This is a genomic window from Natronococcus sp. (genome assembly GCF_047921035.1).
GTDB lineage: Archaea > Halobacteriota > Halobacteria > Halobacteriales > Natrialbaceae > Natronococcus.
The window spans coordinates 1-22,984 of sequence record NZ_JBLRWX010000023.1 but is presented as its reverse complement, the minus strand read 5'-3'; the positions used below and the strand labels follow the sequence as shown (position 1 = coordinate 22,984).

21 protein-coding genes and 1 tRNA gene are annotated in these 22,984 nt (G+C 64.8%); 13 read left to right on the top strand and 9 right to left on the bottom strand.

Annotation, left to right across the window (positions count from 1 at the left end; all coding sequences use genetic code 11):
• A complete protein-coding gene (gene secY, locus ACNA7R_RS06875; RefSeq protein WP_416282824.1) occupies window positions 1-1,455 on the top strand; it encodes a preprotein translocase subunit SecY in 1,455 nt (484 codons plus the stop codon).
• A 307-nt stretch (window positions 1,456-1,762) separates the two neighbouring features.
• Here the strand turns inward: secY and ACNA7R_RS06870 are convergent, their stop codons facing one another.
• The 6 genes from ACNA7R_RS06870 to trkA form a co-directional block, all read right to left on the bottom strand.
• Complete coding sequence (locus tag ACNA7R_RS06870; RefSeq protein ID WP_416282851.1) at window positions 1,763-2,011, bottom strand: transposase; 249 nt, start codon at window positions 2,009-2,011, stop codon at window positions 1,763-1,765.
• A 592-nt stretch (window positions 2,012-2,603) separates the two neighbouring features.
• Complete coding sequence (locus ACNA7R_RS06865) at window positions 2,604-2,870, bottom strand: cytochrome C oxidase subunit IV family protein (protein WP_416282823.1); 267 nt, start codon at window positions 2,868-2,870, stop codon at window positions 2,604-2,606.
• Between the two features lie 540 nt (window positions 2,871-3,410).
• The gene (locus ACNA7R_RS06860; protein WP_416282822.1) at window positions 3,411-5,894 is read right to left on the bottom strand and encodes a cbb3-type cytochrome c oxidase subunit I; all 2,484 of its coding nucleotides are present in this window, start codon (window positions 5,892-5,894) and stop codon (window positions 3,411-3,413) included.
• Complete coding sequence (gene coxB, locus ACNA7R_RS06855; protein WP_416282821.1) at window positions 5,894-6,730, bottom strand: cytochrome c oxidase subunit II; 837 nt, start codon at window positions 6,728-6,730, stop codon at window positions 5,894-5,896. The genes ACNA7R_RS06860 and coxB overlap by 1 nt, the downstream gene beginning before the upstream one ends.
• Window positions 6,731-7,015: 285 nt before the next feature.
• Window positions 7,016-9,373, bottom strand: a complete 2,358-nt coding sequence (locus ACNA7R_RS06850) for an amino acid permease (RefSeq protein WP_416282819.1) — start codon at window positions 9,371-9,373, stop codon at window positions 7,016-7,018.
• Window positions 9,374-9,786: 413 nt separating this feature from the next.
• Window positions 9,787-11,121 carry a Trk system potassium transporter TrkA gene (trkA, locus tag ACNA7R_RS06845; RefSeq protein WP_416282818.1) on the bottom strand — a complete coding sequence of 445 codons (1,335 nt, stop codon included), beginning with the start codon at window positions 11,119-11,121 and terminating at the stop codon, window positions 9,787-9,789.
• 288 nt (window positions 11,122-11,409) lie between these two features.
• On the opposite strand from trkA, the gene ACNA7R_RS06840 reads away from it, so the two are divergent.
• Entirely contained in the window at window positions 11,410-11,700 is a 291-nt protein-coding gene (locus ACNA7R_RS06840; protein WP_416282817.1) for an amphi-Trp domain-containing protein, read from the top strand.
• Window positions 11,701-11,783: 83 nt separating this feature from the next.
• Here the strand turns inward: ACNA7R_RS06840 and ACNA7R_RS06835 are convergent, their stop codons facing one another.
• On the bottom strand, window positions 11,784-12,194 hold the full coding sequence (locus tag ACNA7R_RS06835) for a hypothetical protein (RefSeq protein ID WP_416282816.1): 411 nt from the start codon (window positions 12,192-12,194) through the stop codon (window positions 11,784-11,786).
• Between the two features lie 59 nt (window positions 12,195-12,253).
• Here ACNA7R_RS06835 and ACNA7R_RS06830 point away from each other — a divergent pair, with 59 nt between their 5' ends.
• From ACNA7R_RS06830 to ACNA7R_RS06790, 9 genes are all read left to right on the top strand, one after another.
• Complete coding sequence (locus ACNA7R_RS06830) at window positions 12,254-12,889, top strand: adenylate kinase (protein ID WP_416282815.1); 636 nt, start codon at window positions 12,254-12,256, stop codon at window positions 12,887-12,889.
• Window positions 12,890-12,977: 88 nt separating this feature from the next.
• On the top strand, window positions 12,978-13,931 hold the full coding sequence (locus ACNA7R_RS06825) for a DUF106 domain-containing protein (RefSeq protein ID WP_416282814.1): 954 nt from the start codon (window positions 12,978-12,980) through the stop codon (window positions 13,929-13,931).
• Window positions 13,932-14,015: 84 nt separating this feature from the next.
• Window positions 14,016-14,591 carry a (d)CMP kinase gene (gene cmk / locus ACNA7R_RS06820; protein WP_416282813.1) on the top strand — a complete coding sequence of 192 codons (576 nt, stop codon included), beginning with the start codon at window positions 14,016-14,018 and terminating at the stop codon, window positions 14,589-14,591.
• A complete protein-coding gene (locus ACNA7R_RS06815) occupies window positions 14,591-15,493 on the top strand; it encodes an RNA-guided pseudouridylation complex pseudouridine synthase subunit Cbf5 (RefSeq protein ID WP_416282812.1) in 903 nt (300 codons plus the stop codon). Before cmk ends, ACNA7R_RS06815 begins: the two co-directional genes overlap by 1 nt.
• Window positions 15,494-15,641: 148 nt before the next feature.
• Window positions 15,642-15,712 (top strand) — tRNA-Pro (locus tag ACNA7R_RS06810).
• Window positions 15,713-15,935: 223 nt separating this feature from the next.
• Window positions 15,936-16,979, top strand: a complete 1,044-nt coding sequence (locus ACNA7R_RS06805; RefSeq protein WP_416282811.1) for a phosphatase PAP2 family protein — start codon at window positions 15,936-15,938, stop codon at window positions 16,977-16,979.
• 180 nt (window positions 16,980-17,159) lie between these two features.
• Entirely contained in the window at window positions 17,160-17,348 is a 189-nt protein-coding gene (locus ACNA7R_RS06800; protein ID WP_416282810.1) for a hypothetical protein, read from the top strand.
• A 439-nt stretch (window positions 17,349-17,787) separates the two neighbouring features.
• Window positions 17,788-18,603, top strand: a complete 816-nt coding sequence (locus ACNA7R_RS06795) for a hypothetical protein (RefSeq protein WP_416282809.1) — start codon at window positions 17,788-17,790, stop codon at window positions 18,601-18,603.
• 52 nt (window positions 18,604-18,655) lie between these two features.
• A complete protein-coding gene (locus ACNA7R_RS06790; RefSeq protein ID WP_416282808.1) occupies window positions 18,656-19,177 on the top strand; it encodes an acyltransferase in 522 nt (173 codons plus the stop codon).
• Window positions 19,178-19,186: 9 nt separating this feature from the next.
• Here the strand turns inward: ACNA7R_RS06790 and ACNA7R_RS06785 are convergent, their stop codons facing one another.
• Together ACNA7R_RS06785 and rocF are read right to left on the bottom strand one after the other, a co-directional pair.
• A complete protein-coding gene (locus ACNA7R_RS06785; protein WP_416282807.1) occupies window positions 19,187-20,356 on the bottom strand; it encodes an NAD(P)/FAD-dependent oxidoreductase in 1,170 nt (389 codons plus the stop codon).
• A 96-nt stretch (window positions 20,357-20,452) separates the two neighbouring features.
• On the bottom strand, window positions 20,453-21,373 hold the full coding sequence (gene rocF / locus ACNA7R_RS06780; RefSeq protein ID WP_416282806.1) for an arginase: 921 nt from the start codon (window positions 21,371-21,373) through the stop codon (window positions 20,453-20,455).
• A gap of 96 nt (window positions 21,374-21,469) precedes the next feature.
• Between rocF and ACNA7R_RS06775 the strand changes: the two genes are divergently transcribed.
• Window positions 21,470-22,150, top strand: coding sequence for a metal-dependent transcriptional regulator (locus ACNA7R_RS06775; protein WP_416282805.1), 681 nt, complete (start codon window positions 21,470-21,472; stop codon window positions 22,148-22,150).
• Between the two features lie 138 nt (window positions 22,151-22,288).
• A partial coding sequence (locus ACNA7R_RS06770; protein ID WP_416282804.1) for a ZIP family metal transporter occupies window positions 22,289-22,984 on the top strand: 696 nt, incomplete at its 3' end.

Here is a 22,984-nt window from a genome sequence, read left to right as displayed (position 1 = left end):
ATGGGATGGAAGGAAGCCGCTGAACCGGTGCTGACACGGATGCCGACGGTCCGCCGTCCGGAGGGGCACGTCCCCTTCAAGCGAAAGCTGGCGTGGACGGCCGGCATCCTCGTGTTGTACTTTTTCCTGACGAACATCGCCCTGCTTGGGATGCAGGCCGATGGTGCGACCGACCTCTTCGGGGAGTTCCGTGCGATCCTCGCCGGTGAACACGGGTCGTTGCTCCAGGTCGGTATCGGTCCGATCGTCACGGCGAGCATCGTGATGCAGCTACTGGGCGGAGCGAACCTCCTGGGTCTCGACACCGACGATCCGCGAGATCAGGTGCTCTACCAGGGGCTCCAGAAGCTTCTGGTCATCGTCATGACAGCGCTGACCGCGCTGCCGATGGTGTTCGCCGGCGGCTTCCTCCCGGTCCAGCAGTCGCTGTCGCTCGGCGGGCTCACCTTCGACAGCACGCAGCTCCAGGTGCTGATGTTCCTCCAGATCTTCATGGGCGGGGTTCTCATCCTGTACATGGACGAGGTCGTCAGCAAGTGGGGCGTCGGCAGCGGGATCGGCCTGTTCATCATCGCCGGCGTGAGCCAGCGGCTGGTCACCGGGTTCATCCAGCCCACCGAGGGCGGGTTCTTCTACGACTGGTACCAGATTATCTTCGGCGACGTCGATCTCGCCGGGGACACGCTAAACACGCTGTTGCTCGGTGAGGGCCAGATCATCGCCCTCATGACGACGCTGCTGATCTTCGGTATCGTCGTCTACGCCGAGTCCGTGCGCGTTGAGATCCCGCTCAGCCACGCCCGCGTGAAAGGCGCCCGCGGTCGCTTCCCCGTGAAGCTCATCTACGCGAGCGTCCTGCCGATGATCCTCGTTCGGGCGCTGCAGGCCAACATCCAGTTCATGGGCCAGATCCTGGACCGTACCTGGGATGGGATGCCCGCCGTGCTGGGCCAGTACAACGCGCAGGGAGAGCCCGTCAGCGGGTTCTTCTACTACACCGCGCCGATCTACTCGCCGGAAGACTGGATGTGGTGGACCGGCGAGGTCGCCCAGGCGACGTGGATGGTCCTGGTTCGGATCTCCGTCGACCTGACGTTCATGGTCGTCGGCGGGGCGATCTTCGCCATCTTCTGGGTCGAGACGACGAACATGGGTCCCGACGCGACGGCCCGACAGATCCAGAACTCCGGGATGCAGATCCCCGGGTTCCGACAGAACGTCGGCGTCATCGAGAAGGTCATGGAGCGGTACATCCCGCAGGTGACCGTCATCGGCGGCGCGCTCGTCGGCCTGCTCGCCGTCTGGGCGAACATGCTGGGGACCATCGGCGCCGTCACCGGAACGGGGCTGCTGCTCGCCGTCTCCATTACGTACAAGCTGTACGAGGAGATCGCCGAGGAGCAGATGATGGAGATGCACCCGATGATGCGCCAGATGTTCGGCCGCGAAGACTGAGTAGTCGGGCCGGTGCGGTCCGAACGCTTTTCGTTTTTCTTTCGACCGATTAGTCACTGACTCGGACGTCTTAGTGGGTCAAATCGGAGATAACGGGTCGTGAGTACTGGACCGATTACTTCGACCGGTTGTCGTCGTTCACAACTGCGGTCGAATCCTCGGTGCGGAGACGCGTCTCGAGCACCAGCCACCACGTCGCGAGTGTCGGTACCGTCTGCGGACCGTCGAAGCTCGCAAGGTGTTCTCCCGTCTCTAAATAAAACGCGGCGCGAGTTCCCCGCCCCACCGTGGACGGGGGTGAAGCGCGTCACTCCGGCGCGTGTTCCGTCTTTTCGATATACCGTTCAACCACTTTCTCCGACATTGCTCCCGTCGTTCCCACGTAGTACCCAACCTTCCAAAACGAGAGGTGTCTCCGTGAGCGACGGTTCGACTCGAGCCTGGTGTGACGAGCGAAGCCGCGATACGATGCCGAACGGGCGATAGTCTGGAGAAGCTGGCGAACGCCGTGCTCGAGGGTAGTACGCGTTCGCTCGAGATCCGATGCGGTTTCGATCCCGTAACGGCTCGCGTCCAGTCGTGCAGACGAGTCCGTTCTTCCTTTCGCTCGAGACGACGCCCGATACGGACCGCAAGAGAGCGCTCGGACGTGGTCACACTGCTTTCAGACACAGTCCGGAACCGCTGAGGGGGGCGAGAAGCGCCTGTCGACGATGACGAACGAGTCGACGAGAGAACGCCCTGCGTCCGGAACGCTCCGCCGATAGCTCGGAAACAAGAGCGTCGCCAGCGCCTCGAGCGGGCCGTTCACCCGCGTCGAGCGCGCACTCGAGGGACTCGAGTCGATCCTCTCGGAATCGTGCACTCCGTTCGGCGGGGGCTCCCGTGGCGCCGAGACGCGGCATCAGATCGGTCGGAGCCCGACTGATCCGTTCGTCCTTCCCGTCGGCGGCACCGTCGATTCCGCTGCCCCGCTTCGACCGTTCTTCGAGGGTGACGCCTCGGAGTTGCGGGTCGACGAGCTGTCGCATCTGACTTGATCCGTCGGCTATCCGTCACGGTGGCTCGAGCGGTCCGGGAAGAGCCCGTAAACGAGTCGTAGCGGTCGCTGGTCGAGCGTAGCTTCGAAAGAGAAATCCGGAGAGCGGTTACTGGATCGAGTAGCCTGCCGCGATGGTCAGCAGGAAGACCATGAACACGGCGACCCCCATCATGTACGTGATCGCGCGGGGCTCCTCGATCAGGTGCTGGTAGTAGCCGGCGATCAGCAGGACCTTGATAACGGCCAGGATGATCGTCCCGCCGATTGCAGCCGCCTCCGGGAATATTTCGGGGAACTGAAAGAACACGAACTTTCCGGTACCCAACACCAGCAGTACGACGTAGATGAGGGTGTACGTACGAACGTCGGACATTGGTGAGCAATGTGTGTGTGGGACACTTATACCTTCCTCATGCGGCCGATGACGGCCCGAAACGGACGCAGTGATGCGATCACGTTCGTCGATCCGCCCGCGTCCGAGGGGGGTTGAACGCGACCGTGACCGTCCGATCCGGCGCCGCGAATCGCCACGAGAGCGACGAGACGCGTCGACAGGCCGACGACCCACCCATCGGAACGGCTACAGTGACAGGGCGGAGACGGGCTCGAGGGCCCGGTGAGAGTGTCGGGACGGCCGACGCTCCGCGGGGTGCCCCGCGGACGCCGGCCGTGAGGACGCGTTTCCGGTACGAGGAGTGCGAACCGAACGGAGCGACGTTCGGATGTGCATCGGCCCGTTCTACGAGCACCGTCGGCACCTCGAGCGACCGCCTGCGACCGGCGCTGCGTGGACTCGAACCGCGGGAGCGACCGCCGAATCGAAGCGATCGCCAGCCGCAGAGCTGGTACGGCATCGCGGCGTCTAAAAAACGAGTCGGGTTCGAGCCGGTTCGAGAGGTGTAGCGGAGAGCCGCTACATCAGGTAGAACAGCGGGAAGAGGATGACCCAGACGATGTCGACGAAGTGCCAGTAGAGCCCGAAGAACTCCACCGGACGGTGGTCCTCGAGGTAGGCGTCGATCGACCAGACGCGGTAGATCATGAAGATGGCGATCAGCAGCCCCAGGATCACGTGCAGCGCGTGTAACCCGGTCGTGACGAAGTAGATGGAGTGCTCGACGCTGGTCCACCAGTATTCGTCAATGTTGAATTTGTAGGCGTACTCGTAGGCCTTTACGCCCATAAACGTGAGCCCGAGCGCGAGGGTCGCACCGAGCGTCGCGAGCAGCCCCTGCTTGTTCTTGCGTTCGGCCATCACGAGTGCGAGGATGACCGTGAAGCTCGAGGTCAGCAGGACGTAGGTGTTCAGCAGGCCGGGCCAGGAGGCGAACGGAATCGTCTCCCAGTCGCCCCACCCGGTGTGGAGGCGCATGAAGATGAACGCGCCGATCGCAGCACCGAAGACGACGACGTCCGATGCGAGGAACACCCAGACGCCGAACTTCGTGTTACCGACGCCGCCGAACGGCCAGCGCTCGGCAATCTTCATCTCGGGGGCCTCGAACTGTTCGACGCCGAACTTGAACAGCGTGTACGCCATGATCGCCAGTCCGAGGGCCGTAATCACGGGGTACATGATGTTCGGCTCGGCTCCCGTTCCGGTGAGCCCGTCGGGTGCAGTGCCCGTTCCCTCGGCGAACTCGACCATGTACGGCGTCAGGCCAGTCAGACCCAGGAAGAACGTGAACACGCCGGCACCGATGCCGAGCGGCCAGATGCTGGCGTGGTCGGCGTGTTCCTCCTCGTGAGTCGCGTCGGCCTCGGCGACCGCTCCCTGACCGTGTGCCGCACCGCCGTCGGGGACGGCCTTCGAGTCCTCGACGAACTCGAGCGAGCCGCTGGCGTAGCTGGGACGACCGTCCCAGTTCTCGAGCGGTGGGGGCGAAGGGATCGCCCACTCCGCAGTGCGGGAGAACTCCCATGGGTTCTCGGGCGCTCGCGGTCCGGCGGCGAGGCTGTGTGCGAGCGTCGCGAAGACGAGCAGCACTCCTGTGCCGAGGACGAACGCGCCAACGGTCGCGACCTGGTGGTAGATTTCGACGCCCTCGGCGAAGTGGAAGACGCGTCGGGGCGTCTCCCAGGCGAGGAACATCGGGAAGTACAGCAGGTTGAAGCCGACGAAGTACACCGCGAAGCTGAGCTTACCCAGCGGCTCGGAGTACATCTTGCCGGTGATCTTCGGCCACCAGTAGTAGAGGCCGCCGATCAGCGCCGTCACGCCCGAGACCATCACGTAGTGGAAGTGCGCGACGACCCAGTAGGTGCCCCGGAACTCGTAGTCGAGTACGACGGCACCCAGGAACACCCCGGTAATCCCGCCCAGGATGAACAGGACGAGCGCGCCGAGGCTAAAGAGGAACGGCGTGGTAAACCGGACCCGTCCCTTGACCATCGTGTAGATCAGCGCGAAGACCATCAGGTCGAACGGTAACGAGATCCCGATGGTCGTCGCCATCATCAGCGTCTTGATCTCCAGGTTGATGGTCGTCAGGAACATGTGGTGCATCCAGACGAGGAACGACTGGACCGCGACGAGGACCATCGAGATGATGACCCACTTGCGGCCGACGAGTCGCCGTCCCGTGAACGTCTGGAACGTCTCGAACATGATCCCCAGCGCGGGGAAGAAGACGATGTACACCTCCGGATGGCCGAAGAACCAGAACAGGTGTGCCCAGAGCAGTCCCGACCCCTGATCGGTCGCGAAGTACTGGGTCAGGAACAGCCGGTCGATAGAGAGCAACAACAGCGCGGCCAGCAGCGCCGCGAAGGCAAACAGCATCATCCAGACGGTCAGCAGCCACGACCACGTGAAAAGCGGCATATTCCACAGGCCGAGTCCTTCCGCGCGCGAGCGGTGTATCGTCACGAGGAAGTTGACCGTCCCGATCGTGATCGAGAAGACGAACAGCATCAATCCGAGGATCGTCGCGTTGCCACCAGTCGTCGCCTCGAGTGCGGGCGTATACGTCGGCACGTTCAGCGGGGCGTACATCGTCCAGCCGCCGGCGAACGAGCCGCCCTGGAAGAACGAGATCCCGAACAGGATTCCAGAGAACAGGTAGAACCAGTAGCTCAGGGCGTTCAGGCGCGGGAACGCGAGGTCCTTCGCGCCGATCTGGAGCGGGACCAGGTAGTTCGCGAACCCGGACGCGATCGGCGAGAGGAACCAGAACACCATCAGCAAGCCGTGGGTCGAGACCGCCTGGTTGAACTGGTTGTTCGTCAGCAGTCCCGTACCGCCGCTCTCCCAGAGGTGGAGCCGGAACAGCAGCGCCATGATACCGCCCAGCACCAGAAAGAACAGGGCGGTCGCGATGTAGAGGATTCCGACGTCCTTGTGGTTGGTCGTGACGAGCCAGCGTTTGACCGACGTCATCGGCGGCAGATCACTCATCAGTCGTCACCCCCGTCGTCGGCATCGTCACCGTTTTCTTCCTCCTCATCGGCATCGTCGCCGTTCTCTTCGTCGTCACCGTTTTCTTCATCATCGGCGCCGTTTTCTTCATCGTCAGCGCCGTTTTCCTCGTCATCGGCGCCGTTCTCCTCATCGTCGCCGTTCTCATCCTCGTCCGGCGCTTCCTCTTCGAGGAACTCCTCGAACTCCTCTTCCTCGACGACGTCGACCGTACCGGTCATCTGGGTGTGACCGTCACCGCAGAGCTCGAAGCACTCGATCTCGTGAGTGTCGCCGGCCTCTTCGGCCATGAACCAGGTCTCGTCGGTCTCACCGGGGATCGCGTCGGCTTTCACGCGTAAGTCTGAGATGCCGAACGAGTGCCAGACGTCACCGCCGGTGACGGAGATCCACACCGGCGTGTCCTCCGGAACCGTCATCGTGTTCGTGCTCGTGGCACCGTTCTCGTACTCGAAGAACCACGCGAACCCGTCACCCACGACGTCGACCTCGATGGCGTCCTCCTGTGGGATGTCGTCGCCCGGATCCTCGACGTACAACAGCATTCCGTACGTCCAGATCACGAGCGAGATGACGATGATCGCGCTCAGACCGAACGATAGGAACAGTTTCTTTCCACCCTCTCCTCCTGTCGGTAATTCCCCGAGAGTCGGTGTCGCTTTGTCGGATGTCTTCGCGCTACCGTCGCGGTACTTGTACGCGTTGTACAAGGTGTAGGCGACGACGATAACGCCGACGAGCGTCCCGAGTCCGAGAAAGACCAGGAAAATTTGCTCGAAGACATCGACGCGCGTTTGCGCCTGCAGGGGAATCATAGCTGTGCTGAAGATTGTGTTCACCTCGTTTGAAGACCGCTTATATGTCGGTCGATGGTTGCCGCGGGCACTTATCTATTTGGAAACGCACCCGATGGATTCGCGTAGCTACACGCTGTCGGGCGAATATTTCTGCCCTCGACCGACTCGCTCGATCGTTTCCGTATCGATCCATCACGAGCCAGTTGGAGTGGGAGACCTTTTTTCTGTCGCTTGTGCCCTACACTCACGGTCAGGCGCCTGATAGAAGCGATCGAACGGACGAACGGGTTCGGGCGAGAGAGCTCAGTCTCGCCGCTCGCCCAGCACCCGCTCGCGGAGCGACCGCGAACTCCGCTGTTCCGCCAGCAGGACCGGGACGTCGAGATCGGTCGCGACGTCGAAGACGAGCGATCCGCGAACGAGCCGCGAGAGCACGCCGCGTCTGGTCGCCCCGAGGATCACCAGCGAGTGATCCGCGGCGGCACGCTCGAGCGCTTCCCCGACGTCTCCGGAGTCGTCGACGATGTGGGTGGCTTCCTCGAGCCCCCGTTCGGCGGCCCACTCCTCGAGGAAGGCCTCCCCTTCCTCGCGCTCGTCGGGATCGTCGACGACGTGTAGCAGACTGATCTCGCTGCCGTACTCCGCCTGAAGTGCGCGTGCGACGGCGGCGCTGACCTCCGAACCGCTCCCGCCCGCCGTCGGGACGAGGATCCGGTCGGCCGTCACTTCCTCGCCGTCGAGGATAACGAAGTCACACGGTAGATCGTGTGTGAGCTCGTCCAGTGGACGCTCCACGCGACCCTCGCCGACGGTCGATCGGCCCCAGCCCATAACGACGGTGTCGACGCCGTACGTGTTGGCAGCGTCGAACACCTCCTCGAAGGACCGGTGGGAGACGATCGTCTTCGTCTCGACGTCGGCGTCGAACGTCTCGGCCGACGCCTCTGCGTCGGCCAGCAGGCGCTCGGATTCGGCGCTGATCTGGTCGATCTGCTCGGCGCCCTTCTGTAGGGGCGTCTGGTCGGGCACCTGAACGATGTGGGTCGCCAGGACGGAGCCACCTTTCGCCTGCGCGATGGCGCTACCGAGCGTGATCAGCGCCTGCTCGGTGCGCGGGTTCGCGATGGCGACCATCACGCGGGGCCCCGATTCGGCGTCGCCGACCGGTTTCACCGCGGTCGCTGCGGACACCGCCGGCTCGGGCATCTCGTCGGAGCGATCGAGGATGTAAGTGGTGAGGATCCCCTCCCGATCGGTTTCGGTACGCGCGTAGAAGAAGTACCAGAGGACGGCGAAGACGACGAACAGACCTCCGATCGCGGTCGCCACGTTGTCCATGAAGTAGATGAGCGCGAGCGAGAGCACGAAGCCCGCGATCGGCGTGAACGGGTAGAACGGCACCTGGAAGTCGGGGTCGTACTCCGGAACGTCCGCCTCTCGGAACACGATCAGCGAGGCGTTGATCAGCGCGTAGACGACCAGGTGGAGGACGCTGGCGGCGCTCGAGAGGATCTCGACGGTCTCGCCGAGCGCGATGATGAAGACGATGATCATCAGTCCCGTCAGCGCGATCGATCGGTACGGCGTCGCGTAGTTGGGGTGGATCTCGTTGAGCCAGTCGGTGACGATCTTGTCTCGCCCCATCGCGAAGTTGATCCGGGCCGAGGCCAGAATCGAAGCGTTCGCGCTCGAGGCCGTCGCCAGCAGGGCCGCGAGCGTGATCGAGGTGACGCCGACGCCGAGAATCGGGATCTCGAATCCGACGACGGCGAACTGGTAGTCGAAGACGACCTCGGCGGCGTACGTCATCGGCGCGTCCTCGACCTGGTCGAGGAAGAACTCGCTGTGGGGGATCAGTCCCATCAGCAGACCGACGAGGATCGTGTAGATGACCATCACGATCGCGACGCTGCCGACGATCGCGATCGGGAGGTTTCGACCGGGATTTTTCAGTTCCTCCCCGATCGTCGCGATCTTCGCGTAGCCCAGGTAGGAAACGAACACGAGCGCGGCACCGGGAAGGATCGAGCCCGTTCCCTCGGGGGTCAGTCCGCCCTCGGCGGTGACCGTCGCCCAGTCGAACGAGAAGAAGCCGACGAGCGCGAAGATCGTCAGGATGCCGAGCAACAGCGTGACGATCACCGTCTGGATGCTACCGGTCTCCTTGGCGCCGATGTAGTTGATGCCGACGAAGACAGCGCCGGCGATGACCGCGCCGATCTGGATCTCGTTTAACGTGAACGGACCGAGCGCGATCGTCGGCAACAACGAAACGGTCCCGAGAACGGGAAGCGAGACGACGGTGCCGTCCAGCAGGTCCGCGAGGTAGCCGCCGAAGCCGATCGAGTAAAAGGCGCTGGCGAAGGCGAGCCCGATCCAGTCGCCCATTCCCGAGATCGATCCGAACAGCGGCCCGAGCGCGCGGTTGATGTAGTAGTAGGCGCCGCCGGCTTTCGGCATCGCCGTCCCGAGTTCGCTCACCGAGAGGGCGTTGATCAGCGCGATCAGTCCGCCGATGATAAACGAGAGGACGACGGCGGGGCCGGCCTCCTGGGCGGCGATCCCCGGCAGGACGAAGATTCCCGCGCCGATCATCGTCCCGATCCCGATCGTCAGCGCCGAAAGGAGTCCGAGGTCCTTGGCGAGTTCCTCGTCACTCATCGTTTCCCTCCGGAGGCTCGAACTGCGCGACGATCACTGGTTCGGAGGATCGTCGTCGACCGATAGCTTCTCCCGGTCGACATCGTTTCTGTCGCCGCATTCAGGTCACCTCGATCGGCTGTCGATCCCGCCCGCGGTTCGGTCTACGGAGAGACGAGTACCTAGACGTACCGAACGAGAGATGCATACCGGTGTGAAGCTACCTGAGTAATATAAATGGGCCGAAATCCGGTCGAGCGGACGGAAGCCCCGACCAAAGTTACCTGGGGGTGCGACTGACGGCCCCGTCTCGAGAGAGTCGGCGGTGCGGCCTCCGTTCGGCCCACGACAATTGAGACGGATTGCTGTACCGATGTACCACGCAACTGCCGCCCGGTCGCGGTTGCGCCGGAACTGACGTACAGTAAACCGTATTACAGCATCTCGAGGACCCGATTGAGGACCGTCGCGTCGACGAAAAGGACGACGTGATCGCCGGGTTCGACGACGGTCGTCCCCCGCGGCGTGATCAGGTCGCCCCCTCGAGAGATCGCACCGATCACGACGCCGTCGGGAAACTCGGCGGCAACCTCGGCGATCGGTCGGTTCGTGAGGATGCTATCCTCGCCGACCTCGATCTCGATGACCTCCGCGCGGTCGTGTTCGACCATCGCGATCTTCTCGGTGTGATCCGCGTGCGTGAATCGAATAATCTCCTCGGCGGTCTCCTCGCGGGGGTTGATCGCGACGTCGATACCGACCTGTTCGAAGAGTTCGGCGTACTGGAGGTTCTCGATCACCGCGATCGTCCGATCGACCCCGAGGCGTTTGGCCAGCAGCGAGGCCAGGAGGTTCTTCTCGTCGCCGTCCAGCGCCGCCACGACGAGATCGGCCTCGTCGATGTGTTCTCTGACGAGGAACTCGGTGTCGGTGGCGTCGCTTTCCATCACTATCGTGTTCGGCAGCGCCTCCGCGACCTCCCGGGCGCGGTCGTGGTCTTGCTCGATCAGGCGCGGTTCGTAGCCGTGGTCCTCGAACTCGCGGGCGGTCTGGAAGCCGATCTCGCTGGCGCCGATGATGACGATCTCCCGGTTCTCGCTGTGGTCCGGCGTCGTGATATCCGAAGCGAACCCCTTTACCGAGTCGGGACTCCCGATGACGACGACCCGATCGCCGGAGCGGATGATCGACTCCCCGCTCGCGACGATCATCTCGCCGTTCCGGAAGATCGCGGCGAAGGTCATCGAGTCGTAACAGTCCGCCTCCTGAATGGAGAGGTCGGCGACGGGGCTGTCTTCGCCGATCTCGAACTCCGCCATGCGGACGAGCCCGCCGGCGAACATGTTGACGTCCTGGGCCGCCGGCAGCCCGGAGATCCGGAAGATCGTCTGGGCCGCGAGCAGGTCCGTACAGACCATGAAGTCGACCCCGAACGCGCCCTGGGTCCCCTGCCAGGTTTCCAGCAGCGTCCGCCGTCGGACGCGGGCGATGGTGAACGCGTCGCTTTCGGTCTTGGCCGCCCCGCAGATCACGACGTTGGACTCGTCGTTGTCCGTCGAGGCGATCACGAGATCGGCCTCGTCGATACCGGCCTCCCGGAGCGTCGCGATCTCGGTTCCGTTCCCCTCGATCGCGAGGACGTCCATCGAGTAGGTGAGCTCCTCGACGATCTCCTCGTCCCGGTCGACGACGACGACCTCGTGTGACTCCTGGAGGTTCGTGGCGATCGACTGGCCGACCTCGCCGGCGCCGACGATGATCACGCGCACGGGGACCACCTGCTGGTCGCGCGCTGGAGGTCGCGGTTCTCGAGCCGAGACGACGATCGACAGTGCGGAGGTCTGGCAGACGTCATGCGTAACAGTGGACGGGACCGCCGCTCTGAAGCGACCGATGGCCGGATCCGGAGACCGAATCGATCCGATCCCGTGTGTACTGTACCCTCTCGTTTCGGCTGCGATAAATCCAGCGACTGGACGAATCGAACGGCTTTCGACCGGTCTCGCCGATCCGGATTCGGCGACAGGTTCTATACTCGATAGCTCCTCTCTCCTCGTATGCCAGAGGAAGTGCTGTTCAAGTTCGAACGGTCGATGGAGCGCGACGAGATCGCCGACTACCTCCGATCGGTCGCCGACTCGATCGACGGCGGGGGCGACCTCTCCCTCGAGGCCGGCGACGAGTCGGTCACGATGTCACCCCCGTCGCGGCCGACTTTCGAGGTCAAGGCCGAACGCGAGACCTCGAGTTCCGGCGGGCCGGCCGAACTCAGCGTCGAGTTCGAACTCGAGTGGGACGAGGGAAGCGAGGGCGGCGACGGTTCGGGCGGCGACCTCCGAATCGAGTAATCATACGGATTGCTGTAACGATTTACCGGCGCAACCGCCGCACGGGTCGCGGTTGCGCCGGTAATGACTTACAGTAAACCGTATCAGAGGTCGACGATCCAGACGCGAAACCCCTCGGGGAGCCCGTAGACGCGGGCGAAGACGGCGTCGACGAACTGTCCGATCCGGTTCGGGTCGGCCTTCGCGCTGATCCGAACGTTGACGCCCTCGGCCTCCTTCGAGCGGTGGATCTCGTCGATCTTGAAGACGGGAAACTCCGAGAGCAGACCCTTGAGCGACTCGAGTTCCTCGTCGGTGCAATCGAGGTTGATCGTCCCGTCGGCGAACTGGATCCACGGCGTCCCCAGCTCGGGGTCGACCGCTTGGGCGGCCGAGAGGGAGTCCGCGTCGACCTCGAACGTGACGAACCCGTCCCCTCGCTCGCGGTGTGCCTGGATACCGTCGGCGTACAGCTTTCGTCGCTCGGCCGGCTCGTGGGCGTCGAATCGCGTCATACCCGTACCGACGTGCCCGATTCTTTAAGCCTTTATGTGACGGTGCTGAACGGGGGAACATGGCACAGCCACACATCCTGATCCTGGGCGCGCCCGGGGCGGGAAAAGGGACACAGAGCGCAAACATCGCGGAGGAGTTCGACGTCGAACACGTCACGACCGGCGATGCGCTCCGCGCGAACAAGGAGATGGACATCTCCGACATGGACACGGAGTACGACACGCCCGCGGAGTACATGGACCAGGGCGAACTCGTCCCCGACGAGGTCGTCAACGCTATCGTCGACGAGGCGCTCTCCCAGGCCGACGGCTACGTGCTCGACGGCTACCCGCGGAACTTAGAGCAGGCCGAGGAGCTCGCGGAGATGACCGACCTCGATGTCGTGCTCTACCTCGACGTCGACGAGGACGAACTCGTCCACCGACTCACGGGCCGTCGGATGGACCCCGAGACCGGTGACATCTACCACGTCGAGTACAACCCGCCGGAGGACCCCGAGGTCGAGGGCCGTCTCGAGCAACGCGAGGACGACACCGAGGAAACCGTCACGGAACGGCTGCGAGTCTACCGGGAGAACACGGAACCGGTCGTCGAACACTACGAGGAGGAGGGCGTTCTCGAGCGCATCGACGGCAACCAGGCGCCCGACGAGGTCTGGGCGGACGTGAAGGCGACGATCGAGGACACCGCCTGAGCCGGACCGAACGCGGCTCGAGTCCGATCGTGGCTCGGGCGCGCGAAGAAAAACACTTGTATATCGGACGTACCCTAGCCTCTGGCAGATGACGCGTACAGCCGAGAAGATCAACGCCCTCGTCCGCGAGGATTCCTCGATGACGGAGGCCCTCGAGGCGATCCGCGAGGAGGCCGACAGAAACGGCGGCGAGGTCCAGTGGGGAGACGTCAACGACGACCTGACCAGCGGACAGTGGGGTCGACTGATCGAGAAGGGGGTGCTGGTCGACGGCAACGAGGGGTTCGAGATCGCCGACCGCGAGGCCTACGACGAGGCCCTCGACGGCGATGGCGACGTCGGCGACGGGGTGCCCGACGTCGACATCGACGAGGAGGCCGCGAGCTGGTCCCAGTGGGACAAGATGGCCGGCGTCGGCTCGATCCTGCTGATGATCGGCTACTGGCTCGACTCCGTCCGAAGTACGGTCGGCAGCACGATCGACGTCGTGTTTGGGCCGCTGGACGCGGCGCTTCCGTTCTACGCGGTGATCCTCTCGGTCGCGTTGCTGACGGGGCTGTACTCGACGCTCCTGCAGGCGAACCTGATGAACCCCGAACGGATCGGGAAGTACCAGGAACGGATGAAGGCGATGCAGGAAAAACAGAAGGACGTCCGCGAACGCAAGCAGGAAGCCGAGGAACGGGACGCGAGCGAGGCCGAGATCGAGCGCCTGGAAAACGAGATGGAGGCGGTCCGCGAGGAACAGATGGAGGCGATGGCCGACAATCTCGGGATGTTCAAAGAGCAGTTCCGGCCGATGGTCTGGATCATGCTGTTTACCATTCCGCTGTTCCTCTGGATGTACTGGAAGATCGGCGGCGGTTACATCACGGAGGCCGACCGAATGATGATCATGCCGCTCGTCGGCGAAGTCGCGCTGGACGAGGGGTTGCTCGGACCGATGTGGGCATGGATCGTCTGGTACTTCCTCTGTTCGATGGGCTTCACCCAGCTGCTTCGTAAGGCCTTGAACATCGACATGACGCCCTCGAGCGCCTGACGATCGGGGTAGCCGTCGGCGCGACCGAGTTCGAGGCGTCGACCGATTCAAAACCCATTTTACCCGTCCCGTCGCAGTTCGAATATGTTACTCACCGTCTCCGGCCCGCCGGGAAGCGGGAAGAGTACGACCGCGGAACTTCTCGCCGACGCCTTCGATCTCGACCACGTCAGCGGCGGCGACATCTTCCGCGAACTGGCCGACGAGCGGGGGTATACGCCCCTCGAGTTCAACAAGTTGGCCGAGGAGAACGACGAGATCGACCGCGACCTCGACCGTCGGCTCCGGGAGATCGCCACCGAGGAGGACGATCTGGTCCTCGAGTCGCGACTGGCGGGCTGGCTCGCTGGCGACCACGCGGACTTCCGATTCTGGCTCGACGCGCCGGCGTCGGTCCGGGGCGAGCGAATCGCCGAACGCGAGGAGAAGGACCCACAGCGTGCGACCGAGGAAACCAAGGCCAGGGAGGCCAGCGAGGCCCAGCGCTACGAGGAGTACTACGGGATCGACATCCGGGATCTGACGATCTACGATCTCTCGGTGAACACGGCCCGCTGGGAGCCCGACGCCGTCCTCGACATGCTCGTTACCGCCGTCGGCGAGTACGAGGCCGACGGCGACGAGGGGAAAGCACCCGTCACGGTCGACTACGAGTTCTGATGACGCTTCGTGGCCCACCCGAGGAGCGCTCGCCCGTCGAACTGCTGCAGTTTGGCGTCGTCAACCTCGACAAACCGCCCGGCCCCTCCTCCCACCAGGTCAGCGGCTGGCTCCGGGACGAGGTCGCCGATACCCTCTCCGAGCGGAACGCCGAACCGATCGATCAGGCGGCCCACGCCGGCACCCTCGATCCGAAGGTGACCGGCTGCCTTCCGGTGATGCTCGGCGACGCGACGCGGCTCGCCCAGACGTTCCTCGAGGGCGAGAAGGAGTACGTCGCCGTCCTCGAGTGTCACGGCTCGGTGCCGGGAGACGCCGAGTCGATCGTCGGCGAGTTCGAGGGGCCGATCTACCAGAAACCGCCCCGGAAGAGCGCCGTCTCGCGTCGGCTCCGGGTGCGAGAGATCTACGACCTCGAGGTTCTCGAGACCGAGGACCGACGACTGCTCCTGCGGATCGGCTGCGAGAGCGGGACCTACGTCCGCAAACTCTGTCACGATCTGGGGCTGGCACTCGGCACCGGTGCCCACATGGGACACCTCCGCCGAACCGCGACGACGCCGTTCGACGACTCGACGCTGCACACCGCCCAGGCGTTCTACGACGCGCTCGCGTTCTGGCTCGAGGACGACGATCCCGAACCGCTGTACGAGGTCGTCGAGCCCGCCGAGCGGATCCTCGAGCACATCCCGCGAGTAGTGATCGCCGACAGCGCCGCTCGGCAGGTGCAGACGGGAGCCCCGGTCTACGCGCCCGGCGTGCTCGAGGCCGACGATACCGACCGGGGATCGTTGGTGGCCTGTTTCACGCCCGATGGCGCCGCCGTCTGTCTCGGAACGCTGGTCGGGGATCCCGGCGCCGAGTCGGGAACCGTCGTCGACCTCGAGCGGGTGCTGGTCTGATACGGATTTCTGTAACGATTTACCGGCGCAACCGCGACCCGTGCGGCGGTTGCGCCGGTAATGACTTACAGTAAACCGTATGACTCGCGGGCCCACGCTCGAGTCGAAACGACACCCTTAAACGGCAGACGGCCATCGGTCAAGGTACGGGACCGTGGGGTAGTGGTATCCTCTGCGGATGGGGTCCGTAGGACCCGAGTTCAATTCTCGGCGGTCCCACTGTTTTCGGAGAAAACGTGGGAATACGAGGACGAGCATAGCGAGTCCTCGGCAGTCCCACTTTTCGCGACGCAACGAACGAGGGAGCGGAGCGACCGGAGTAACGTGAAGAGAAGAAAGCGGGACCAGGGAACAGCTCCGCTGGACCGTATTCCGATTTATTACGTTATGTGTGGTTTGAAAACGAGCAGCGTTTTGACCGTCGAGCGTCGAGAGTCGGCCAATGTCACGCGGGATCGGCGAGTTCGATCCGATTCAGGAGACGATTCCCGAATGGATGGCCGTCGTCGTCGCCCTGCTCACCCAGTTCGGCGACATCTGGTTTCTGGCGCTCGTTCTCGCGGCGTTTTACTGGATCGGCTCGCCGAAACGGGACGACATCGCGACCGTCGCGGGCGTCTGGCTCGCCGGAATGGGGCTGTACAAGGGACTGAAGGAAATCTTCGGGTTTCCCAGACCGGACGAACCGCTGCTCGAGCCGGAGCTGCTCCCGATCGTGGTCCAGCAGCTGTACGAGGCGACGGCCTTCGCGACCGGCTACGGGTTCCCGAGCGGGCACGCGGTCAACACGACGATCGTCTATCTCGGACTGGCCCACGTTCTGACCGTGAGCACGCGCCGACGCCGGTTCGCGGTCGCGGCCGCGCTGATCGCGATCGTCAGCTTCTCCCGGGTCGCACTGGGGGTTCACTACCTGGTCGACGTCGTCGTCGGCGTCGGGGTCGGGCTCGCCCTGCTGGCGGCCGTCAAGGCGATCTTGGACCGACAGCTCGCCGATCGGGCGACGATCACGTTCGCCGTCGCGATCGGATTCGGCGGGTTCTTCGTCGTTACGAGCGAGGCGGCCGTCGAGGCGGTCCTGATCCTCGCGGCCTCGCTCGGCGCGTTCGCCGGCTGGCAGTTGATCGTCCTCGGACGCCGTCTCGTGACCGTCGAGTTGCCCTCGCAAGCGGTCCGACCGATCGCGATCAGGGGCGGGCTCGCCGCGCTCGCGCTCGCGCCGCTGGTCGGCGCGCTCGAGTACTTCCCGATACTGTCGGTGTACGCCGCCGCCGGCGTCGCCGGTCTCGGAACCGCTGCGGTCGTGACGGTGCCGATCTTGCGTCACTCCGAGCGCGCCCGTCGGGTCGGCGTCGCGCTCGCGTTCTGGCTCAAAGCGGCGGGAGCCGGCGTTCGATACCTGCTCTCGCCGCGCACCTGGCGGCGCGGATTCGGCTTCCTCCGGGACTACGCGAGCCGGCTGCGAAACGAGGATCGAAACCGATAGCGGGTTCGACAAGGGAGGACTACCGTGACGAAAATCGGGACAATTCCGATAAACGATCGGTAACTCGAGCGGACGATCCCCTCGTTCAATACGGCCCGCTCGAGTAGCAGGTTCCGCCGGGAGCAGTTCCGGTGACACACCACCTGCCACCGACCACCACCACGGCCCGGCGTTTCGACGATGACGATCGAAAACCGAGAGAAGCGAGCCGCCGTCTGCGAGAACTGCAACGCGGTCTGTGCCGTGTGGCGCCGTCCCGACGGCGAGATCGTCCCGATCAGCTCGACGAGCGGCTGTGACTGCGAGGAGCGATCGCTGCGTGTCGTCGATACCCTGGGAACGCCGGACGAGGACTATAGTAGCCACTGAAAGTCAGTGCGCACCCGATCGCACGACGGCTATGAGATCGGTGTGCAAACAGTTTCAGTTGTTACTATCGTCGCCCGGCCTGTCGCCGAGAAATCGGAACTCGGTTCCGTCACACCTCGGACACGCGTCCTGTCGCTTCGGAATCGGGTCGGAATCGCTCTCCGCCAGGAGGACGAACCTGCAGTTGTCACACTCGACGAACTCGCGCACTGTCGGACGGTTATGTTTCGACGGTTGAGTACTCTTTACCCCGTTGTGTAGGTGTGGTCTCCGGCGCGAACGGGACGGGGCGACGCTCGCTCGAAGGTCACAGACGGCGGAGCGCTCCGTACTGCAGTCGGGAGTACCCGGTTCGGAGGTCGCGTCTTTCGGCCCGGACACGCGTCGACGGCGACCGCTGATCGGCGGCTTTATCGGCGTTCGTTGCCCAGAATCGGCTATGACCGTCGTTCTCGCCGGTATCGGGGCCGACAGCACGAACCTCGGGGCGCTCGGGCCGCTGTACGACGACGGGCGTTTCGAGTACGTACCGATCCCGGAGAAGACAAGAGAGACCGCGGAGACGGAAACGCTCGGCTCCTGGACGCTTCGCGGAGACGACGGCACTGCGGCCGACCTGACGACCCGAATCGAGCCCCAGCCGGTCCGGGGCGGTCGCGAGCCCGTCTCCGGCGACGACCTCGAGTCCTGGCCGCTACACCGCGATCCGAACTTCGAGGCGCTGACCTACGGCGAGCACCGCACCAGCGGCTACGTCTCCCGGCTTCGAGCGCTCGAGCCCGGCGACGTCGTCGGCTTCTACGCCGGACTCCGGCGACCCGGCGGTGACCGTGCGCATCGCTACCTGATCGGTTACTTCACCGTCGATTCGGTCGCGGTCGTCACTCCCGAGATGCCCGACGAGGAGCGGCGAGCGATCCTCGAGGCCCACCCCGAGAACGCTCACGCCAAGCGCGCACGGGAGGACGGGCTCTACCTCGAGAAGCCGGTCGTGATCGTCGACGGCCGGGAGCCGGGCGGGCTGTTCGACCGGGATCCGATACGATTGAGCGACTACTACGTCAGGGAAGGCAACGTACAGGCCCAGTACTACCTGCGCGAGGGGATCGAATCCGCGTGGAACGTTCGGGAAGGCGGCGCGAACATGATGTTCAAACCCGCCTACCGGTGTGCGCTCTCCGGCGAGCGCTTCCGGGAGCTGGTTGGGCTTCCCGGGGAGCGGTCGACCGCGAACGCCAGCCTCGAGACCGAGTGAGACCGCAAAAACCGATCGGTTTCATGTATCGATAGCTCGAACGATCCTGGCAGTGACCGACGACACGCCCTCCCGCCACGACCGCGTTCGACGCCACCGAACCCCCGGGGTCGCCAACTCGCTCGCTCACTGGACCCGGGCGCGCAGTCCGCTTCGGGTCGCGATCAACTACGTCGTCGTCTGGCTCGTCCGGATCTCGCCGAGCCTGCGGCTCAAGCGCTGGCTCCTGCGGCGGATCGGCGCCACCGTCGGCACCGGCGTCTCCTGGGGGCTCGAGGCTACCCCCGACGTGTTCTGGCCGGACCTGATCACCGTCGAGGATCACGCGATCGTCGGCTACGACGCGACGCTGCTGTGTCACGAGTTTCTGCAGGAGGAGTACCGAACCGGCGAGGTCGTCGTCGGCGAGCGGGCGATGATCGGCGCGGGGGCGATCGTGCTGCCGGGCGTCGAGATCGGCGCGGGCGCGAGCGTCGCCGCGAACTCGCTGGTTACTCGGGACGTCGAACCGGGAGCGACCGTCGCGGGCGTGCCGGCTCGACCGATGGACGGGGAATCGCTCGAGAAAGAGTAACGGAGACGTCTACAGCGAGGACCAGGCCTTTCGGGCGCGGTTCGCCGAGGAGACGTCGGCGATCCAGCGGGCCGCGATCGCTTTCTTCAGGTTCTTCGCGGGGATGCCGCCGAAGGTGTCGACGGGGAGGCCGAACCCGAACACCGGCTTGACGCCGTGAGCGACGGCCTCGTCGCCGACGGAGACGACCGTCCCCTTATCCTTGTGCTCCCAGGTCTTCAGCGGGCGGTTCTGGATGGCGCGGGTGATGTTCTCGGCGGCGACGTCCGCGGCCTGCCAGGCGGCCTGTGCGGTCGGCGGCGCGGGCTGGTCGCCCTGGTCGACGATCGCCGAATCACCGATCGCGAAGACACGCTCGTTCGAGGTCTGGAAGTTCGCACCGGCGTTGACCCGGTTGTGCTCCTTCTCGAGGTCGGCCGTCTCGAGGGCGTCCCGACCCGTGATCCCGCCGGTCCAGACGAGCACGTCGTGGGAAAGCGGTTCGCCCTCGTCGAAGTGGATGACGTCGTCGTCGGCTTCCGTGATCGGGTCGTCGGTGTGGATCTGGACGCCGGCGTCCTGGAGCAGGTCCCGAAGCGCCTGCTGGATCTCCGGATCGTTGCCGGGGAAGATCTCGTCGAGCGCCTCGACGAGGTGGATCTCGAGGGGTGCGCGGTGGTTGTCGCGGAACTCCGCGATCTCGCCCGCGGTCTGGATCCCCGAGAGGCCGGCGCCGCCGATGACGACCTGGGCGGGGTCGCCGCGGGTCGCGTCGCGGCTGGCCTGGACGACCGCCTCGTGGATCTCGAGGGCGTCGTCGAGGCTCTTGAGCGTCAGCGAGTGGTCCTCGAGGCCGGGGATGCCGTAGTAGGCGGTCTGGCTCCCGAGCGCGACGAGAACGTAGTCGTAGTCGACGTCCTCGCCGTCGGCGAGTTCGACGACCCGTTCGTCGGTGTCGAGGCCGGTGACCTCGTCCCGAACGAACCGGGTCGAGGGCGCCGCGATCTCCTCGACGGGAATCGTGATATCGTCCTGAACGTCCGGGTCGCGGATCACCCGGTGGGACTCGTGGAGGACGAGGTGGTAGTCGACGTCGGCGATCCAGGTCAGCCGCGCGTTGTCCTCGAGCTCCGATTGAAGCGTTTTGACCGCACCGGCCCCGGCGTAGCCGGCGCCGAGTACGACGACGTTCTCGGTCATACGTGCCACTCTGAAACACTCCGATACAAAGGTGTTGAAACGGAAACGCCCGCGGGAGATATTCACACGCTCGGAACGGGGCCGAGCGGGCGCGGCTCAGAGGATCCGCTTGCCGAACGCGCTCGCCGTGAGATCGGCCGCGAGCGTCGCCGTCTCGTTTCGCTCGTCGAGGATCGGGTTCACCTCGACGACGTCCATCGAGCGGAGGACGTCCTCGCGGTCGTCGCGGGCCGAGACCCGCTCGAGGGCCGAGTGAGCCTCCCGGTAGGTGACGCCGCCTCGAACCGGCGTCCCGACGCCGGGAGCCGCCTTCGGATCGAGCCAGTCGAGGTCGAGGCTGACGTGGATCCCGTTGGTCCCGTCGGTCGCGACGTCGAGGGCGTCCTCGACGACGGCAGTCATTCCGCGCTTGTCGATGTCGGCCATCGTGAACGCGGTCATCTCGCTGTCCCGTACCCACTCGCGTTCGCGCTCGTCGATGCTTCGGAGGCCGACGTAGGCAACCGACTCCTCGCGGAGGTTCGGAGCGCTAGCCCACTCCATCTCCTCGAACGCGCCCCGGCCGAGCGCCGCGGCGAGTGGCATCCCGTGGACGTTCCCGCTGGGCGAGGACTCGGGTGTGTTGAGGTCGGCGTGGGCATCGAACCAGACCGCGCCCAGCTCCCCGTCTCGGGAGGCGCCCGTCATCGAGCCGATCGCGACCGAGTGATCGCCCCCCAACACTAGCGGGAACTCCCCGTCGGCCAGCGTCTCCGCGACCTGATCGGACAGCCGCGAGCAGACGTCGCCGACCTCCCGGAGGAACTTCGCGTTGCCCTCGCGGGGCTGGTCGGCGTCCGGATCCCGCTCCTCGGCCCGCGGAATGTGCAGGTCGCCGGCGTCGACCGGTTCGACTCCCGCTCCCTCGAGTTCGTCGGCCAGGCCTGCGTACCTGATCGCCGACGGTCCCATGTCGACGCCGCGGCGGTTCGCCCCGTAGTCCATCGGTGCACCGATGATTCGAACTGTCTGTCCCATACCATCCCTTTCGGGGGCAGCGTTTTGTTCGTGCCGGTTTATCGGGAATATCGAGGGCGATAGCTTTAGGGTTAGACGGCTCGAAAACCGATCGAAATGATGCTGAGCGACGTGATGGAAGACTACCTCAAGGCGATCTATCAGCTTCAGCAAGGGACCGACGACCGGATCAAGACGTCGGCGATCGCCGAGGAGCTGGACGTTACGTCGCCGACCGTCACCAGCATGCTCGAGAAACTCGAGGAGCGCGGCCTCGTCGACCGCGAGAAGTACCGCGGCGTCACGCTCACCGACGAGGGTGAGACGGTCGCGCTCGAGGTCGTCCGCCACCACCGGCTGCTCGAGTCCTACCTCACCGAGCATCTGGACTACGACTGGGCGGAGGTCCACGAGGAGGCCGACCGACTTGAACACCACATCAGCGAGGACTTCGAGGCCCGCGTCGCGGCCGCGCTCGACGAGCCGACGGTCGATCCCCACGGCTCGCCGATCCCGAGCGCGGACCTCGAGCCGCCCGAGCGCCGGGAGGGCGAATCCATCGCCGGATTCGAGGAGGGCGACGTCGTCGTCGTCGAGGAGGTCGCCGACCGCGATCCGGAGATCCTCTCGTACCTGGCCGACCACGGTATCGAACCGGGCGTCGAACTCGAGATCCTCGAGGTCGCACCCTTCGGCATGGTGACGGCCCGCCCGAGCACGCACGACGAGTCAGTATCGATCCCCGAGACGGTCGCTCACCACGTCCGCGTCGCTCGGCCGGTCGAGGCCGAACGCTGACCGAACCGGTACCGAACGTCGCTGCAGCATCGCATTCGATTAGTCTCAGTCGAAAGGTGAGTGAGAAAGATATATGATTAGACGCGTCTAAAGAAGTCGTAATGAATCAGCGAAGCAGTCTCTTCGAGGTGGGGTCGGATGGATAACGAGTTGCCCATACACGAACGAGTTCCGCACTGGGTTCTCGCTGTCGCTCCGCTCGGCGTTCTGGCGTTCGTCATCGGCCTCCTGGTCGTCACCTCCCCGTTTGGCGATATCGAGTCGATGGCGGGAGCCGGCACCGCCGATATCCTCTGGATGCTCACGATCATCGGCTTCCTGGCCGGGGTCGTCCCGGTCGCGATCGGAATGCTCTGGTTCCCGTTTATCCGCGCGCTGGACTACCGACTCATCCACGGGTTTCTCGCCCTTTCGGCCGGCGTGCTCGCCTTTATCGCCTTCGAGATGGTCGGGGAGGTCCTCGATTACGGCGCCGAACTCGAGAGCACGTCGCTCGCGGCGGCCGCCGCGATCGGGGGCGTGGCCGCGACGTTCGGGATCATGTACGCGCTCAGCAAGTGGCGCCAGCGAACGGCGGCGACGGGCGCCGAAAAGAGCGGGCTCCACGTCGCGTACCTGGTCGCGGTCGCGCTCGGCCTCCACAGCATCGGCGAGGGGTTGGCCATCGGGACGGCGTTCGTCCTCGGTCAGGGCGAACTCGTCATGCTCCTGGTGATCGGGTTCGTCATGCACAACATCATGGAGGGACCGACCGTCGTCGCCGCTGTCGCCCGTGACAGGACGAGTCCGCCGCTCCACCACTTCGCGATCATGGGCGTGCTGGCCGGCGGTCCG

Bases quoted from the DNA above. Each gene is read 5' to 3' on its own strand.
- ACNA7R_RS06775 (WP_416282805.1), top strand. From the start codon at position 21,470: ATGATGCTGAGCGACGTGATGGAAGACTACCTCAAGGCGATCTATCAG.
- ACNA7R_RS06805 (WP_416282811.1), top strand. From the start codon at position 15,936: ATGTCACGCGGGATCGGCGAGTTCGATCCGATTCAGGAGACGATTCCC.
- ACNA7R_RS06815 (WP_416282812.1), top strand. From the start codon at position 14,591: ATGACGCTTCGTGGCCCACCCGAGGAGCGCTCGCCCGTCGAACTGCTG.
- ACNA7R_RS06830 (WP_416282815.1), top strand. From the start codon at position 12,254: ATGGCACAGCCACACATCCTGATCCTGGGCGCGCCCGGGGCGGGAAAA.
- ACNA7R_RS06825 (WP_416282814.1), top strand. From the start codon at position 12,978: ATGACGCGTACAGCCGAGAAGATCAACGCCCTCGTCCGCGAGGATTCC.
- cmk (WP_416282813.1), top strand. From the start codon at position 14,016: ATGTTACTCACCGTCTCCGGCCCGCCGGGAAGCGGGAAGAGTACGACC.
- ACNA7R_RS06795 (WP_416282809.1), top strand. From the start codon at position 17,788: ATGACCGTCGTTCTCGCCGGTATCGGGGCCGACAGCACGAACCTCGGG.
- ACNA7R_RS06840 (WP_416282817.1), top strand. From the start codon at position 11,410: ATGCCAGAGGAAGTGCTGTTCAAGTTCGAACGGTCGATGGAGCGCGAC.
- ACNA7R_RS06865 (WP_416282823.1), bottom strand. From the start codon at position 2,870: ATGTCCGACGTTCGTACGTACACCCTCATCTACGTCGTACTGCTGGTG.
- ACNA7R_RS06850 (WP_416282819.1), bottom strand. From the start codon at position 9,373: ATGAGTGACGAGGAACTCGCCAAGGACCTCGGACTCCTTTCGGCGCTG.
- ACNA7R_RS06835 (WP_416282816.1), bottom strand. From the start codon at position 12,194: ATGACGCGATTCGACGCCCACGAGCCGGCCGAGCGACGAAAGCTGTAC.
- coxB (WP_416282821.1), bottom strand. From the start codon at position 6,730: ATGATTCCCCTGCAGGCGCAAACGCGCGTCGATGTCTTCGAGCAAATT.
- ACNA7R_RS06860 (WP_416282822.1), bottom strand. From the start codon at position 5,894: ATGAGTGATCTGCCGCCGATGACGTCGGTCAAACGCTGGCTCGTCACG.
- rocF (WP_416282806.1), bottom strand. From the start codon at position 21,373: ATGGGACAGACAGTTCGAATCATCGGTGCACCGATGGACTACGGGGCG.
- ACNA7R_RS06785 (WP_416282807.1), bottom strand. From the start codon at position 20,356: ATGACCGAGAACGTCGTCGTACTCGGCGCCGGCTACGCCGGGGCCGGT.
- secY (WP_416282824.1), top strand. From the start codon at position 1: ATGGGATGGAAGGAAGCCGCTGAACCGGTGCTGACACGGATGCCGACG.
- ACNA7R_RS06800 (WP_416282810.1), top strand. From the start codon at position 17,160: ATGACGATCGAAAACCGAGAGAAGCGAGCCGCCGTCTGCGAGAACTGC.